This is a genomic window from Pseudomonas sp. FBCC-B1667 (genome assembly GCF_059133255.1).
In genome coordinates this window covers 2,642,893-2,658,427 of record NZ_CP101437.1, presented here as the reverse complement: position 1 = coordinate 2,658,427, position 15,535 = coordinate 2,642,893, and the positions used below count along the sequence as shown (strand labels likewise).

The window sequence follows — 15,535 nt, the reverse complement described above, 5'->3', positions numbered from 1 at the left end:
CTTATCGTAGGAGGGTGTCGATCTGCCGAGAGTTCCGACTCAATAACCGGTCATTTCCAGATAGCCCCGCCCCGCATGGCTGCCGCTCAGTTGCACCGGCCCTTCCCAATAAGGAATGCGCAAATCCATCCACGCGTTGGGGTTGAGGGCGTTGAGGGTGATGTCGAGGTGCTTGCCGGGAATTTTGATCGACCAGCGCACGGGCATCTGACGGCCAGCTATCTTGGCGGTGTCTTGCGGTGTGAGGCGGATGTCGTCGGCGTGCAACAGTTGAGTCTGCCCATCAGCGTCGATCCAGGTACCGGTGAGGTAAGGCGCGCCGTCCTTGTTGCGCATGCGGTAGAGCATCACTTGCTCGCCACCGTCGAGGTGCAGGGAAAACCAGTCCCAACCGGTCTGGTCGGCGGTCAGTGGCTGGCTGCTCCACTCGCGGTCGAGCCAGGCCGGGCCGCTGACCTGATAGGTTTTACCCTCGATGTCCAGCGAGCCACTGGCCTGAAAAAACGGCTGGCTGTAGTAGTACGAGGCCTGGCCCTGTTCGGATTTTTGGCTGAAACCTTTATCGCCCTGAAGCACCAGCGGGCGCGTGGACGTCAGCCGAAGCTGGTAACCGAAATCCTTGTCCCGCGCACTGAGTTGAAGATCCGCTAAAGGATCAGAACCCTGACTGCTGAAACGCCATTCATCGATCCAGGCATTGAACGGCGCCACGCTCACGCCCGCCTGACCGACGCCGCCACGGGCGTAGCGTTCGGCCGCGTGATGCACCGTCGCCGAGGTCACGGCCGCGTGCCCCAGCCAGATCGTCTGATTGGCCCAGCCCGCCGCCTCGGGCGCTGCTTTCAAGGCGCTGCGAAACAGCGTCCATTGCACGCCGAATTCGCGGCCTTGACCGTCCTTGAGGTTGGCGGTGACGTACCACCACTCGATGCGATAACCGTCATGCGGCCCGTGATCGGCCGGGAAGCTGAACACCCGACCGGGCACCACCGGGGTAAACGTTGCCGCCTCGTCCCCGAGGCCGGCGAAGCCTTTCTCGACAGGTGCGGAGTTGTCGCAGCCGCTCAATAAAACCAATAAAAACAGGCCGATTTTAATCCTCATGAGCAAACGTCCTCAGCAGGTCCGCCGGCTGCGTGCGATACAGCGAATACAACGGCCACGCCGACGCCAGTAACGTCGCGAACAGCGCCAGCCCCATCAACTGCATCAGTTGCATCGGAAACACCCGCAGCGGCAGGCGCCAGCCGAACGCCTGGACGTTGATCACCGCGTCCAGGCACCACGCCAGCGCGATCCCCAGCGGCAACGCCAGCACCAGTGTCAACACCGCCAGCAGCCAGGTTTGACCGAGGTTGAGCAGCATCAACTGCCGGCGCGTCACGCCCAGCGCCCACAGCGGCGCCAACTGCCCGAGGCGGCTTTGGCTTTGGGTGAGCAGGCTGATGAACAACGCCACGCCCGCCACGGCCAGGGTCAGGCTGTTGAGCGCGGCCGTGGCGGCAAAGGTGCGTTCGAACACTTGCGTCGACCAGCCCTTGAGGCGCGCCTGATCGACGATACGGTTGTCGTCCAGCGCGAAACGCGCCTGCAACGCGGTGACGAATGCCGGGATCAATGCCGGTTCAATACGCAGATTGAAACGGTTGGGCGCCTGCTGTGGCCAGCCGTGCAGCAGATGGTTGACGTTGACCAGCAAGTGGCCCTTGGGATTGCCGTAATCGGCGTAGATCCCGACGATGCGCGGCGACCACGGGCCGCCTGGGGTGGGAATCGTCAGGTGATCACCGAGACGTACCTTCAGGCGTCGGGCCAGTTGCTCGCTGAGCATCAGCGCGTCGTCCTTGACCAGCCGGTCCCACGGGTTGTCACCCAAGGCCTCCAGCAGCGGCCAATGCTGACGATAGGTCGGGTGATCGATCACGCCAAAAATGTCCGCCGGCCAGCCCTGCAACTGGATCGACACCTGCCAGTTGGGCAGCACCGCAGAGAGTTGCGGTTGCTGTTTAAGCCAGGTATTCACCTCGCGGGATTGCGCTGGGGTTTGCGGGTTGACGTAAAGCTCGGCGGTCAGGCGTTGTTCGAGCCAGTTGCTGAACGTCTCGCGGAAACCGGCAGTCATGCTGCCAGCGCCGATGTTTGCCGCCAAGGCCAACAGCAATGCCATCAAGGCCAGGCTCAGGGCCGGCAGTTGCTGACGGCAATCGGCGATAAACCATTGGCCGAGCACTGAATGGCTGCGCGCCAATACGAGATTGAGCACGGCATTGAGCACCACGGGCAGCGCCAGTGCGGCGCCGAGCAACAACGCCGCCATCAGCACAAATCCACTGGCCAGACTGTCGCCCCAGATCAAGGCGCTGAGCGCAATCACCGCGGCCGTCGCCGCCACCCATCCCTGGCGCTGCAACCAGCGCGCGTGCGCCTGATGCCAGGCTTGTGGATCGGCCAGCGCCAGCAGCGGCAAACGCGCCGCCCGCAACAGGCTGTTGGCGCCGGCCAGCAAGGCACCGAGCAAACTCAGGCCGACACCGCTGAGCCACCACCACGGGCTGAGGCTCAATTGCCCCGCCACTTCGGCGCCGTACAAGCCGCGCAGGCTGGCGGCGACGTCCGGCAACAGCACGCTGGCCAACAGGTAGCCGCTGACCACGCCAGCGAGGCCGCCGATCAGGGCCAGTCCACCGAGTTCAGCCGCCAGACAGGAGATGAGCATTCGTGCGCTGACGCCACAGGCGCGCAGGGTTCTGAGCAAGCCTCGGCGTTGTTCCAGCGCCAGGCCGATGGCCGCGTGGACGATGAACAGGCCGACCACGAAGGACAGAAAGCCCAAGGCATCGAGGTTCAGGTGAAAGCTCTCGGTCAGGCGTGCGAGATTGTTCTCTTCGCCGCTGGTCTTGAGTTGGAGTTGTTCCTTGAACGCGTCGGGTAACGCAGCGCTGAAACCCTTCGGCAACAACAGACGCGACAGTTGATCCGGCAACCCCAGAATGTGCTGGGCGAAGCCGATGTCCACCAGCAACAGGCCGGGGGCCATGTCCGTTTGAGCGTGCAGCGGTGGCAGCGACTCACCGCTCGAACTCAGCGGACGTTCACCTTCGTGCAACCCCAGGTTTTTCAAGGTCTGCGGCGAGATCCAGGTGCTGCCCGGCGCACTGAAAAAATCGACAATCTGCTCAATCGGCAGCGACTGCCCCGCCACCGATGAGCCGGCGGGCAGCGACACCGGTTCGATGCCCATCAACTGCAAACGCTGCTCTTCATGGCCCTTGAGGACTATTCGGCCTTGCAGCACCGGCGACACCGGCCAACCGGCACGGCGCAAATCGACAAACAACGCCTGGGAAAACGTCCCGCCTCCCGGCGCGCTGAGGCTGGCTTGCGGTTCGCCGCCGATCAACTGACTGGCCCGCGCATAGCTTTCCCGCGCCTGACTGTTCAATGCCTGCACGCCCGTAAGCAAACTGGTGGCGAGCCACAACCCGGTCAGCACGCTGAAAAACTGCACCGGGTGCTGCCACCAATGGCTGAGCAGCGCCCGCAACGTCTCGCGAAGAACCCGCACCTCAGCGCTCGTCCGCGCCAGCCAGACGGCCCGCGTGCAACACCACTTTTTTCGCCAGCCGCGCGGCTACCCGAGGGCTGTGCGTGACCATCAATAATGTGGTGGACGTGTCATCGAGCAATTCCAGGAGCAACTTCAACACGTCGTCGCTGGTGGCTTCATCGAGACTGCCGGTAGGTTCGTCGGCCAGCAGCAGCTTCGGCTGCGAGGCCAGCGCGCGGCCCAGTGCGACTCGCTGCTGTTGGCCGCCGGACAATTGCTCCGGATAACGTCGCAGCACATCACTCAGCCCCAGACGTTGCACCAGATGCGCCTGCCAGCGCGGATCATGTCGCCCCGCCAGACGCGCCTGAAACGCCAGGTTGTCCTCGACCCGCAAACTGCCGATCAGGTTGAACTGCTGGAACACCAGACCTATTTCGGTACGTCGCCAGTGGGCCAGTTGCCCTTCGTTCATTTGCTCCAGCCGATGTTCACCGCTGCGGATGCTGCCGCGGTCGACCTTGTCCAGCCCGGCAATCAGGTGCAGCAAGGTGCTTTTGCCGCTGCCCGACTCGCCCATCAGCGCCAGGCTGCTGCCGGGTTCCAGGGTCAGGTCGACGCCTTGCAGCACCGGCAGCGGGCCTTGCGGGGTGGCGTAACTTTTGAAGACACCTTGGACCTGAAGCATGAGCAATACCGTGAAGAAGCGTGAGGCAAGGATAGCGGCCCTGCATGGTTTTTGTCCGTTGACGATTGTCGCCCGGCATCGCCGGCGCCCTACCCTCGGAGGCTGGTCTAACCATAACGATAAAAAAAGGAGACGCCATGCCTCGTTTCACCTTGAGCCCTCGCGGCCTGCTCGCTTGCCTGATCACCGTGTGCCTGACACAACCGGTTTACGCCGTCGATGAGCCAGCCGAAGCCAGTGCGATCACCACCACCCACAATGCCGCCGTGCTGCAACATTTGCCCATCAGTGACCGCACCGATTTCGAGTCGGTCAGCAAAGGCTTGATCGCGCCGTTCAAAGGCCAGGTCAAAGACGCCTCCGGCAAGGTCATTTGGGATATTGCGGCGTACGACTTCCTAGCCAAGGACCAGTCCCCGGCTTCGGTCAACCCTAGCCTGTGGCGCCTTGCCCAGCTCAGTACCCACGCCGGTCTGTTCGAGGTCAGCCCGAAGATTTATCAGGTGCGCGGCCTCGACGTGGCGAACATGACCATCATCGAAGGTGACGATGGCCTGATCATCATCGACCCGCTGACCATGGCCGAAACCGCCAAGGCCGCGCTGGCGCTGTACTACCAGAACCGTCCGCAGAAACCGGTGGTGGCGGTGATCTACAGCCACACCCACGTCGACCATTTCGGCGGCGTGCGCGGGGTGATCGACGAGGCCGACGTCAAGGCCGGCAAGGTCAAGGTGTTCGCGCCGTCCGGTTTCATGGAGCACGTGATGAGCGAGAACGTGTACGCCGGCAACGCCATGAGTCGCCGCGCGCAGTACCAGTTCGGCAGTCTGTTGCCCCGAGGCGAGAAAGGCCAGGTCGATTCGGGTATGGGCAAGAGCCTGCCCGCCGGCGGCACCATCACGCTCATCGAGCCGACCGACCTGATCAGCAAGGAACTGGAAACCCGCACCATCGCCGGTATCGAGGTGGAGTTTCAGCTGACGCCGGGCACCGAAGCGCCGTCAGAAATGAACCTCTACCTGCCTCAATTGCGCGCCTTGTGCATGGCGGAAAACGCCACGCAAATGATGCACAACATCCTCACCCCGCGCGGCGCGCAAGTGCGGGACGCCAAGGCCTGGGCGCAGTACCTGGACAGCAGCCTGGCGCGTTACGGCGACAAGAGTGACGTGTTGTTTGCCCAGCACAACTGGCCGACCTGGGGCGGTGAACGGATTCGCACGTTCCTCGCCGATCAGCGTGACATGTACGCCTTCCTCAATGACCGCACCTTGCACCTGTTGAATCAGGGGCTGACACCGATGGAAATCGCCGAGAACATGCAAAAGCTGCCCGGCGATCTAGACCAGAAGTGGTACACCCGGGGTTACTACGGCTCGCTCAGCCACAACTCGCGAGCGGTGTATCAGCGTTACATGGGTTTCTACGACGGCAACCCGGCCAACCTCAATCCGCTGCCACCGGTGGAAACCGCCAGGCGTACGGTCGAAGCCATGGGCGGCGGCGCGGCGGTGGTCGAGAAAATACGCGCGGCGATGGCCAAGGGTGACTACCGCTGGGCTGCGCAACTGGGCAATCAGCTGATGTTCGCCGAACCGGACAACGCGCCGGGACGTAGCGCTCAGGCCGATGCGCTGGAGCAATTGGGTTATCAAAGCGAGAACGCGACCTGGCGCAACATGTACCTGACCGGTGCGATGGAATTGCGCAACGGCGTGCCGCAGCATGCCGGCAGTTCGGTGTCGGTGGACATGGTGCGGGCAATGACGCCGTATATGTTCTTCGACTACCTGGCGATTCGTCTCGACAGCGAAAAAGCCGCGGGCCATGACCTGACGTTGAACTGGACCTTTGAGGATCAGAACAAAGACTTCAACCTGACCTTGCGCAATGGCGTGCTGACCCACCGTACCGGGCTGAACCCGGTGGCGGATGCCAGTGTGAGTTTGAGCAAGTCGACGCTGGAGCAGATCAGCCTCAAGCAACTGGATTTCCCGACGGCGATTCAGAAGGGCTTGATCAAGTTGCAGGGGAACGGGAAGCAGCTTGGGGCGTTGTTGGGTAGCCTGGACAGCTTTAGTCCGCAGTTCAATATCGTGACGCCTTAGGACCGCGTCGCGCCCTTCGCGAGCAAGCCCGCTCCCACATTTAACCGGGTTCTTCCAGGGAGAACGCGGTTAAATGTGGGAGCGGGCTTGCTCGCGAAGGCGGCCGACGGGCTATGCCGAAATCACTTCTACCGCAGGCATCCGCCACCGCTGTTCAATCACTTCCTGTCCCGGCCCATACAACCGCAACACCAACGTAAACGCCCCGCTCGTCGGCGTCGGCAGCCAGTTGCTTTGCTCTTGCGGCGCCGAAGACTGCATCACCAGCGTCACCCCACCGTCTGCATCCACCTGCAGCTGATTCCGACTGCTCAAGCAATATCGATCAATGGTGTTCGCGACCAATTGCCGATCCGGCAAGTCATACAGCGTCAACGACCAAAACTCACTGGCGGGCGGCAATTGCCCCGGCGCAAACCGCAGGCGATAACGCCGCCCGCCCCGCAAGGGCTGCCCCTGATTGTCCTGGCGGCTGCCGGTGTAGAACGCCTCTTCGACGCTGTTGCCGTAGATGCCAACGTTCGCCGCGACCGCTCGATTCCGGTAATTGCCCTGCAGCGCTGTGCGGTTGCCAAACAGGCCCAGCGTGGTGCGCACCTGGGTCACTGCTGTTTGCAGTTGCGCCTGAGCATCGGCTATGCCGGCGATCAACGCCTGCCGGGTTTCCACCGGCAACGCAGCGACATCGAACCCTTGGCCCGGCACGATGCCAATGCGGGCGAAACGTGCGCGCAAGGCCTGCTCGGCGGGTTGGGTCGGGCACAGCGTAAGAATCTGATTGAGCACCGTGATGAACGAGGGCCCCAATCCGCTCTTGCTGTCCCACGCAGGCCAGTCGATTGCGGGCGCCGCGATCGGCGCCTCACTGGCGGTGTACTCATGCAACGGACGCAAACGGTATTGCTGCTGCAACGCGCGAACTGCCGGCAGGTCATCGGCGTTTTCCAGGCCGGTGCGCCCGAGCACCATGACAATTTCGGTCTCGCTGCGCAGCACGGCTTTAATGCCAGCGGGCGTCGGACCCTGCCAATCAGGGCCGGCGATCAGATAATCCCCCGCCTCGCGCCCGGTGCTGAGCACACCGACGTAAGCGAAATTATGCGTGTACTGGTCCACCAACTGGTGCACGTAATAACGGTCGTCATCGACTGCCGGCACACTCAACACTTGCGGTTCGCTGCGCAGGTCGAGCCAGGCCCAGGAGTACGGTGTGTCGTTGTTCGGCGTCACGATTTCACGGTTTTTCGGCGTGTACAGCTCGCTGTAGTGACGGAAGCGATTGAAGCCGCCGACATACTCCGGCGCAGCGGGATTGAGCAGCTGTTTTTCCAGAGTCTGGTAATGCATGAGCATCGGGTAGGCGTAGATCCACGCCTCCTGCGCGATGGCTCGAAGGTCTTCGGGTTCTGCGGCCAACAACCCGCGTGGAAACATGAGGCTGCCTCCCAGAACACCCATGCCGCCGAGCAATCGACGACGGCTGCAGATCAGGTTCATGGCTCAACCCTCGCGATGGTCGGCAACTGATAACTGCCATCCAGCGCACCGGCCTTGGGCAGATATAGACGCAACAACAGATTGAACGAGCCTTGTGGCGTCGGCAGCCAGTTGCCTTGTTGCTGAGCGGGCGCAGCGGATTGCAAGGTCAGGGTCAAGCCACCATCAGCGTCGTAGCGCAGATAGGGGCTGCGGTCGCCGAGGGCGTAACGCTGGATCGGGTTGGCCGCGAGCAATTGGGTTTTGCCGTCGTACAGGGTCAACGACCAAAAGGCGTTCACCGGCGGCAATTGCCCGGCGGGAAAATGCAGGCGATAGGCTTTGGTGCCGTCCAGCATCTGACCCTGGGAATCGTGCAAGGCCATCGGGTACACCGCTTCCACCGGATCGTTGGCGTAAATGTAGCGCCAGGCGACCGCCGCACGGGTCAAGTCGTCGTCGCCGAATTTACCGACGTTGGTCGGGGAGCGAAACCAGCCTTGCTGTTCCACCGAGACCTGACTCGATACGGTACGGACTTGCTCGCGGCCGGCCTCGGCACCTTGGGCAATCGCTTCGCTGAAATCCGCTGGCGGTTCGAACGCGGCGCCGGGTTTCACCCCGATAGCGGTAAAGCGTTGCAGTTTTTCGCGCTCTGCCGGCGTCCATTCGTGTAGCGGCGCCAGGCTATTGAAGGTGCTGAACAGGGCTTGGGCCGGGCCTTGTTTAGTGTCTTGATAAGCGGGCAACTGCAGCGGTGGCAATGCCTCAGGCGTAGCGCCTCCGATCACTTTGGACAAGGGTTGCAGCGCATAACCCATCAACACCTTCGCGGCGTCTTGCTGATCGGCTTCACCTTTGACTTCAGTGCGGCCGAGCAGGAATAGCAGGCGACTCGGCGAGCGAATCACGCCGCTGAAACCTTTCGGTGTTTCGCCTTGCCAATCCGGCCCGGCGATCAGGAAACGCCCTGCTTTGCTGCCGGTGGCACGGGTGCCGATGTAGTCGAGGTTGTCCGTGCGCATGTCGACCAATTGGAAACTGTAGTAGCGCCCTTCCACGGCCGGCACGTCCAGAACCATGGGTTCGCCGCGCAGGTCGAGCAAGGCGCGGGAATAGAAGGTGTCGTTATTGGGCGACACCACTTTGTTGTCCTGCGGACCGAGCAATCGCGGCTCGCTGTAGAGCCGGTTGAAGGGCAGTCTGGCGGCGATGGCGGTGAGCACTTTGTCGTGCTCGACGGTGGCGTAGGCGAAGACGTAAGCCTCTTGCGCCAGCGCCTTGGCCTGAGATGAATCGAGGGTTGCTGCATGAACAGTGCCCAGGCTGACGCCCAAGGCCAGAGCGGATATCCAGTAGCGCACGGCAGATCTCCTGATAGATAAACATTGGCACACACCGATCCCACATCAGTTTTTCGGGGATGCGTGATTTGAGGTCACACCACATTTGGACTTGCGGTGATTCAATGAATAGTTACTTGGCCCAACGCCGCAGGTCCGAGGGGGTGTAGTCATCGGTCTTGGCCGCGAACCCGACCCGCATCGGTTCGGTCTCTTCGTTGGCCAAACCACCGGCGTAGTAGCGCCCGGAAATCAGGTCATACGAGGTTTCCAGCACGTTGTAGGTGAAGCCATGGTCGTACTGCTGAATCGCGTGCAGTTCGCCACTGCGCCACAGTTCGCCGCGACTGTCGTACTGGTCCGACTGCGCGATCTGCCAGCTGTCCTCGTCCACATAGAACCGGCGTTTGGCGTAGATGTGTCGAGCGTTCGGCTTGAGCGTGGCTTCCACCACCCACACCCGGTGTTTCTCATAACGCGCCAGGTCCTGGTTGATGTGGTTGGGCTTGATCACTTCGTCGTACTTGAGGCTGTGGCTGCCGATTTTGTAGCTGTTGTACGGGATGAACAGTTCCTGTTTGCCGATCAGCTTCCAGTCAAAACGATCCGGCGCCCCGTTGTAGCCATCGATGTTGTCGGCGGTGATCAGGCCATTGCTGTAACGGGCGCTGTTGTCGTAGGCGATCATCGGCGCGCGACGCACACGGCGTTGGCCCGGCAAGTATTGCCACGCCGAACGCGGCTCGGCGACCTGGTCGATCGGCTCGTGCACCAGCACCGCTTCGCCGGACAACCGTGCCGGTTCCAGCACGCGGCTCTTGAACATGAACAGGATGTTGGCACCCTGCTCCAACCCGCCCACGGTGTCGGCGAAGTTGATCAACGACTGGTTGCGCACGTAACTGGTGGCGCCGTTTTCACGCACCAATGCCGAGCTGCTGATGCGCTCGTAACTGCCGCCGCGATAGCGGGTCATGTGGTTCCACATCACCTCCAGGCCTTCGGTAGGCAGCGGAAACGGAATGCCGCGTGCGTAGTCGTGCAAGCCGTTGCCGCCATCGGCCATGCTGGTTTTAGCGACGTTGTCGCGGCTCTGCACCAAGATGTCCTTGGGCAGGTTGGCGCTGCGATGGCTCGGATAGATGTTCATCTTGTAGCTGTCGGGAAAGCGCTTGAACAACGCGATCTGACCGGGGCTGAGGAACTTCTGATACTGCGCGACGTTCTTCGAATCGATGGTGAACAACGGCTTCTCGGCCGCATACGGGTCGCTGTAACCGCCCTTGCTGTCGACGCTGCCGGCGTTGCTCCCCAGGCCACCGGTCCACGACGGAATGCTGCCGTCGGCATTGGCCGCCATTTCCGAACCCATGGGGGTCAGGGTTTTGCCCAGAGCGGCGGAGTCAGTGCCTTTGGCCTGAGCCAGGCCGACGGTGCAGGCCAGCGCCAGCACGCACAATTGCATACGCATAACGGTTCTCCTTAGAAGTCTGCCTTGAAGCTGACGGATGCGAAATCGCGGTCGTCGAGGGTGCTGTAATCGTTGGAACCGAAAAAGGCGTTGTAAGCCAGTTCCACGCTGTAATCGTTCATGTAAACGCCGGTCAGGCTCACGCCCAACGCTTGCTGGCCTTCCTGGAACGGCCCTTGCGGATCGTAGGAATAACCCGAGACGTCATGCCGCCAGTTGACTGCCGGAATCAGGTTGATGCCGGGCAGCACGTCGCTGTATTCGAGGCTGGCGCGCAGGCGATAACCCCACGACCACTCGGTGGCGAAACCTTTGTCGGTGCAGTACTGATTGGTTACGCCCGACGCCACGGTGTTACACAGCGTGCCGTTGCGCGGCGCACTGCGGCCAAACGCGGCGCTGCGGCCCAGACGTTCATCGCCGAGGTCGTCGATGTGCACCACGCCGGCCTCGCCGAACAGGCTCAGGCGCGTGGCACCCAGCACGTTGTCGAAGGCCTGAGTGGCCGAGCCAGTCGCTTGCCAGACGCCTTTGCGCACCCAGCCGTCGTAGGTGCTGCCGCCATTGGTGTTGAATCCCGGCGGCAACTCGACCCACGAACTGCCGCCCGCCCCGGAAATCACCGCGACGTTGATGTCCGGCGCGTTGATCGCCAGAGGCATGTTCGGCCGATAGCCCAGTTCACCGGCCAGGGAGATACCGCTGTTGGGTTCGACGCCGTTCAGGCTGATGCCGTACAGGTGAATGTTTTCCGGAAACGCCGCCGCATAACTTGGCGCCTGGACGCCGCCGGGGAAGGTACCGGGCAGGCTGGTGTTCTTCGCGTTGAGGGTGAAATACGGCAAGCGCGAGTGATAGTTGACGTAGTAGATCGCCGCTTCAGCATCGTTCAGCGAGTGGATGATGTTGCGCAAGGCGAAGCCGAACTGGCCGTTGTCGGACGGTGATTCATTGCCTCGGGAGGTGGCGTACAGCCCCGCGGCCTGCATCTGTTGATCGGTCTGCACCTGACTCAAATACAGCGGCCCGCAGCCTTTCTGGATGGCGTCGCTGCTGGCGAAAAACGTGCCGCAGCCGTCAAGTACGCTTTCGCGCCAGTTGTACTGGTAGAAACCTTCGAGGTTGAGGCTGTCGGTCAGGCCGAAGCTGAAGGAGACCATCTCCACCGGCAATTGGCCTTCCTTGATCTCCACGCCGGGGCGGTTGAACGCCGAAATATCCAGCGGGTTGATCACGTTGATGCCGTTCTGGATCAGCAACGATTCGCCCCACGACAACACCTGGTTGCCGACCTTCACGTTCAACGGTCGATCGGCCAACTGGAAATCTTTCCAGACGTAAGCGTCGAGCGTCTTGAAACCCTGGAACTTCGACAGGTCGTCCCAGCCCGAATCGTCAAAATCCTTGAAGCGGCCGTTACGGGTTTCGTACGCATGGTCGTACCAGTATTTGAAGCGAATGAACGCGCCCTGCCCCTGACCATCGAGACTGAAATCGGTAAGGCCCTTGAAGTTCTGCGAGATGGGATCGCCCTTCTCGAAATTCAGCCGGTTGTCGTCGGCGCTGACGCTGGTGCCATTGGCAGGCACGCCTTGGGCTTGCAACGCGTTGGCGCGGGTCATCAGGCTATGGTAGGGGTTTTGCGTCGACCAACTGCTGCCCAGGGTCAGCGTGGTTTTGGTCGACAGGCTCCAATCGTCGTTGATGTCAAAAGCAGTGGCCTGTGCGGGCCCGGTCAAGACAGCAAGAATCGCCAGCGCAAGCGGTTGCGGGCGGGTGTGGCCAAGCCGATGAAGTCGTTGACGGACTCCGGCTGTGGCCGAGCTTTTTCTTATCATTATTGGGCTCCGGTCAGGATTACTCAGCCCGGACACGGTGCCCAACAATCAATGTCGACACGCAAGCGATGGCCGACAAAAAGTAATCATCACGACCACAGCGGTTACAACGACAACCGAAACTGTTTGGGGGTGATGCCGAACTGTTTGCGAAAGGCCCGGATGAAGTTGCTCGGCTGGCGGTAACCCAGGCGCTCGGCGATGCGTTCGATGGGTTGATCACCGGACGTCAGCCAGTGCCGCGCCATGTCCAGGCTGTCGCTGCGGGTCGTGTGCGCGGCAGCGGTTTGCCAGGTACGCAGCATGCTTTGATGCAGAAACGGATTAGCCCCCAGCAACGGATTGTCGAGGCGGGCCAACGGTAACGTCAGGCACACATGCGGCCCTTCTTTCACATTGATGCCGACGCTGCGTAACCATTCGCCGGCCGCTTGTTGCGGTGTCACGCACACGTCGACAAACACCTCCCCCGGTGCCCGTCCGACCCGATGGGCAATGTTGCGCACCAGGCTCAACGTTGCGGCATCCAGGCCAAAAAAGTGTGGCTGCCGGAGCGTCCCGCGCACGTGCAATCTGGCCTGTCCGTCGCCCTCCTCCAGCTCGGCTATCACGTAGTTGGTGACGCGCGGCAGAAACTCGGTGAAACAGGCCAGGCTATCGCGCAGGGTCGCGGCGGAGTCGAGCAAGATGTTCAAGCCCTGCAAGCAAGTGGTAGCCATTCCGTTGACCAGCTCGCAGCCAAATGTCGCGCCCGCGCCCAGGCGTTCGCACTCCTCCCAGAGTTTTTCGACCAGGTGCGCCGGGATGTGCAGGCCCTGCTCGTCAAGCCACGACAGGCTGATGCCCGCCCGCTCCAACAATTGTTCCTGGCACAGGCCGGACTGTTGGGCGTGAATGAGAATGGTGCGGGTAAAGGCGCTGGAAGCGAACGTTTGATCAGGCATGGCAGGCTACGGCGAGTTAACAGGGTTGTAGTTATGCCAGTGGTCGTGATATCGATCAAATGCATTAAAAGTATTCACGAAATGCAGGAGACGCATGATGGACTTACGCCAGCTTCGCCACCTTGTGGCCCTCGCCGATTACCGCAGTTTTGGTCGCGCTGCCGAAGCGATCAATCTCAGTCAACCCGCATTCAGTCGCAGCATCCAGACCCTGGAACGGGACCTCGATTGCGCGCTGGTGGAACGCAGCAGCCGCGAGTTCCGCCTGACTGGCCAGGGGGAATTGGTGCTGCAACATGCCCGGCGTCTGCTCGCCGGCAGCCAGGCACTGCACAACGAGCTAACCCAATACAACGGCTTGACCGGTGGCGAACTCCACTTCGGCAGCGGCCCGTACCCGGCGCAACTGTTGGTGCCCGAGGCGCTGGCGGAATTTATCCAGGCACACCCGGCGATTCGTACCAGCTTCCACCTTGGTGACTGGGAGCAATTGGCGCTGTGGCTGCGCGAGCAGCAGATCGAATTCCTGGTGGCTGATGCCCGATACTTCACCGGTGATCCGCAGTATCAGGTGCAACTGCTGCGCCCGCGGCGCGGGCGCTTCTTCTGTCGCACGGGTCACCCGCTGGCCTCGCGCGAAATTTTGTCCCTGAGCGCCCTGCTCGATTACGCGGTGGTTGGCACCCGGGTCCCGCCGATGATCCGCAAGATCCTCGCCGACGTGCAGGGCCAGCCGGACTTCAACCCCAGCGTCGAATGCGCGCAATTCGATGCAATTCGCCGGGTGGTCATGCAGTCCGACGCCGTCGGCATCGCGACCATGGAAGCCCTCGCCGAACTGGCCAGTCAGGGGCACATCCACTTGCTCGATTTTGCCGACATTCCCCGCGACGACCCCGGCCTGCAATTGCACTACGGCATCGTCAGCCGCCCGGGCCATTCCTTGACGCCAGCGGCGCAGGCGATGGTGGAAGCGATCCGGGCGGTGGACCAGCGTTTGCTTGCAATGGATCAGCCCTGACACCGCATACCCTGTGGGAGCGAGCTTGCTCGCGATGGCGGCGTGCCAGTCAACATTGATGCTGAATGTAATGCCCTCATCGCGAGCAAGCTCACTCCTACAAGGGGTTCTGTGTTGGCTTTTGATTCAGGCGCGACGCGCAAACGCCAGCATCGCCCTTGGCTCGCCCAACGCACGCAGCAGGCAATGCATCGCCTCCTCCCGGCTGCGCTCAAAGCGATAACGCCCCTCGATGTACAACGCCAATTTCAGTTCCACCGATTCATCCAGCGGCAAAGGTACTTGCTGCAACCCCAGCGCCGAGGCAACCCGACTCGGCAGGCTCATGCCGAAGGGTTGCCGATCGGCGATCAGCTTGGCGGCCAGCGTGCTTTGAGTGTTCACCGCGATCGTTCGGCGCAGGCTTTTCAAACCGAGGTGCAGATCCACCGGGCTGAGGCCATCGCGGCGGCTGGAGATCTGAATCTGCGGTTGCTCCAGAAAGGCTTGCAGGGTCCGTGGCGGTTCCTTGAGCGCGGCACCATAGGCAAACACGTAATGATCGGATGGCAACACCTGCTTGTGCAGACCGGCGAGGCCGGCCAGCGGCTGGTCGAGGTCGATGAGGATGTCGAGTTTGCCGCTGGCCAGTTCCTGCAAAGCGTCGCGACGGCGCGGCTGGAAGTAGCGCACCTGCCAGTCGGCCTGGGGGGATTCGAGCAAGGCATCGAGCAGCACCGGTTGCAGGCAATCCAGGCAACTGATGCGCAACAACGGATTGTTCTGCCGCGCCGCTGGAATCATCCGCAAGCCGTCGCGCAACGATTCCAGGGCAGCGCGCACAAAGTCCGCCAGTCGGTGCGCGACCAGCGTCGGGGTCACACCGAGGCGGCTCTTGATGAACAGCGGATCGCCGCACAATTCACGCAGGCGTCGCAGGGCATTGCTCATGGCCGGTTGCGACAGGCACATCACTTCGGCGGCGCGGGTCACGCTGCGTTGCTGGTAAATGGCATCGAAGGCGAGCAGCAGGTTCAGGTCGAGCTGGCGTAAATCAAGCATGGTCTTGCTCCGGCAAATCGCTTAACGTCGAGCAGCCTAACCAGAGTTTCGGAAC

General features: G+C 61.8%; 11 protein-coding genes. 2 read left to right on the top strand and 9 right to left on the bottom strand.

Annotated elements, in window-relative coordinates:
* Window positions 1-39 precede the first annotated feature (39 nt).
* The 3 genes from NL116_RS11970 to NL116_RS11960 are packed head-to-tail and all read right to left on the bottom strand — an operon-like array spanning window position 40 to window position 4,235.
* Window positions 40-1,104 (bottom strand): lipocalin-like domain-containing protein, encoded by a 1,065-nt coding sequence (locus NL116_RS11970; RefSeq protein WP_494377337.1) that lies wholly within the window; start codon window positions 1,102-1,104, stop codon window positions 40-42.
* Window positions 1,094-3,565, bottom strand: a complete 2,472-nt coding sequence (locus tag NL116_RS11965; RefSeq protein ID WP_494377336.1) for an ABC transporter permease — start codon at window positions 3,563-3,565, stop codon at window positions 1,094-1,096. Before NL116_RS11965 ends, NL116_RS11970 begins: the two co-directional genes overlap by 11 nt.
* A gap of 1 nt (window position 3,566) precedes the next feature.
* Window positions 3,567-4,235 (bottom strand): ABC transporter ATP-binding protein, encoded by a 669-nt coding sequence (locus NL116_RS11960; protein ID WP_494377335.1) that lies wholly within the window; start codon window positions 4,233-4,235, stop codon window positions 3,567-3,569.
* A gap of 137 nt (window positions 4,236-4,372) precedes the next feature.
* On the opposite strand from NL116_RS11960, the gene NL116_RS11955 reads away from it, so the two are divergent.
* Window positions 4,373-6,346: an alkyl/aryl-sulfatase gene (locus tag NL116_RS11955; RefSeq protein ID WP_494377334.1), complete on the top strand. Its 1,974-nt coding sequence runs from the start codon at window positions 4,373-4,375 to the stop codon at window positions 6,344-6,346.
* A 111-nt stretch (window positions 6,347-6,457) separates the two neighbouring features.
* Here NL116_RS11955 and NL116_RS11950 read toward each other — a convergent pair whose 3' ends face one another.
* The 5 genes from NL116_RS11950 to NL116_RS11930 form a co-directional block, all read right to left on the bottom strand.
* On the bottom strand, window positions 6,458-7,843 hold the full coding sequence (locus tag NL116_RS11950) for a DUF1254 domain-containing protein (RefSeq protein WP_494377333.1): 1,386 nt from the start codon (window positions 7,841-7,843) through the stop codon (window positions 6,458-6,460).
* Entirely contained in the window at window positions 7,840-9,186 is a 1,347-nt protein-coding gene (locus NL116_RS11945) for a DUF1254 domain-containing protein (protein WP_494377332.1), read from the bottom strand. Before NL116_RS11945 ends, NL116_RS11950 begins: the two co-directional genes overlap by 4 nt.
* A gap of 112 nt (window positions 9,187-9,298) precedes the next feature.
* A complete protein-coding gene (locus NL116_RS11940; RefSeq protein ID WP_494377331.1) occupies window positions 9,299-10,636 on the bottom strand; it encodes a DUF1329 domain-containing protein in 1,338 nt (445 codons plus the stop codon).
* Window positions 10,637-10,647: 11 nt separating this feature from the next.
* Entirely contained in the window at window positions 10,648-12,474 is a 1,827-nt protein-coding gene (locus NL116_RS11935) for a DUF1302 domain-containing protein (protein WP_494377330.1), read from the bottom strand.
* A gap of 104 nt (window positions 12,475-12,578) precedes the next feature.
* A complete protein-coding gene (locus NL116_RS11930; RefSeq protein ID WP_494377329.1) occupies window positions 12,579-13,418 on the bottom strand; it encodes an AraC family transcriptional regulator in 840 nt (279 codons plus the stop codon).
* A gap of 94 nt (window positions 13,419-13,512) precedes the next feature.
* On the opposite strand from NL116_RS11930, the gene NL116_RS11925 reads away from it, so the two are divergent.
* Window positions 13,513-14,439, top strand: a complete 927-nt coding sequence (locus NL116_RS11925; protein ID WP_494377328.1) for a LysR family transcriptional regulator — start codon at window positions 13,513-13,515, stop codon at window positions 14,437-14,439.
* A gap of 126 nt (window positions 14,440-14,565) precedes the next feature.
* Here NL116_RS11925 and NL116_RS11920 read toward each other — a convergent pair whose 3' ends face one another.
* Window positions 14,566-15,480 (bottom strand): LysR family transcriptional regulator, encoded by a 915-nt coding sequence (locus NL116_RS11920; RefSeq protein ID WP_494377327.1) that lies wholly within the window; start codon window positions 15,478-15,480, stop codon window positions 14,566-14,568.
* Window positions 15,481-15,535: the final 55 nt, after the last annotated feature.

Bases quoted from the DNA above. Each gene is read 5' to 3' on its own strand.
- NL116_RS11930 (WP_494377329.1), bottom strand. From the start codon at position 13,418: ATGCCTGATCAAACGTTCGCTTCCAGCGCCTTTACCCGCACCATTCTC.
- NL116_RS11950 (WP_494377333.1), bottom strand. From the start codon at position 7,843: ATGAACCTGATCTGCAGCCGTCGTCGATTGCTCGGCGGCATGGGTGTT.
- NL116_RS11935 (WP_494377330.1), bottom strand. From the start codon at position 12,474: ATGATAAGAAAAAGCTCGGCCACAGCCGGAGTCCGTCAACGACTTCAT.
- NL116_RS11920 (WP_494377327.1), bottom strand. From the start codon at position 15,480: ATGCTTGATTTACGCCAGCTCGACCTGAACCTGCTGCTCGCCTTCGAT.
- NL116_RS11955 (WP_494377334.1), top strand. From the start codon at position 4,373: ATGCCTCGTTTCACCTTGAGCCCTCGCGGCCTGCTCGCTTGCCTGATC.
- NL116_RS11940 (WP_494377331.1), bottom strand. From the start codon at position 10,636: ATGCGTATGCAATTGTGCGTGCTGGCGCTGGCCTGCACCGTCGGCCTG.
- NL116_RS11960 (WP_494377335.1), bottom strand. From the start codon at position 4,235: ATGCTTCAGGTCCAAGGTGTCTTCAAAAGTTACGCCACCCCGCAAGGC.
- NL116_RS11970 (WP_494377337.1), bottom strand. From the start codon at position 1,104: ATGAGGATTAAAATCGGCCTGTTTTTATTGGTTTTATTGAGCGGCTGC.
- NL116_RS11925 (WP_494377328.1), top strand. From the start codon at position 13,513: ATGATGGACTTACGCCAGCTTCGCCACCTTGTGGCCCTCGCCGATTAC.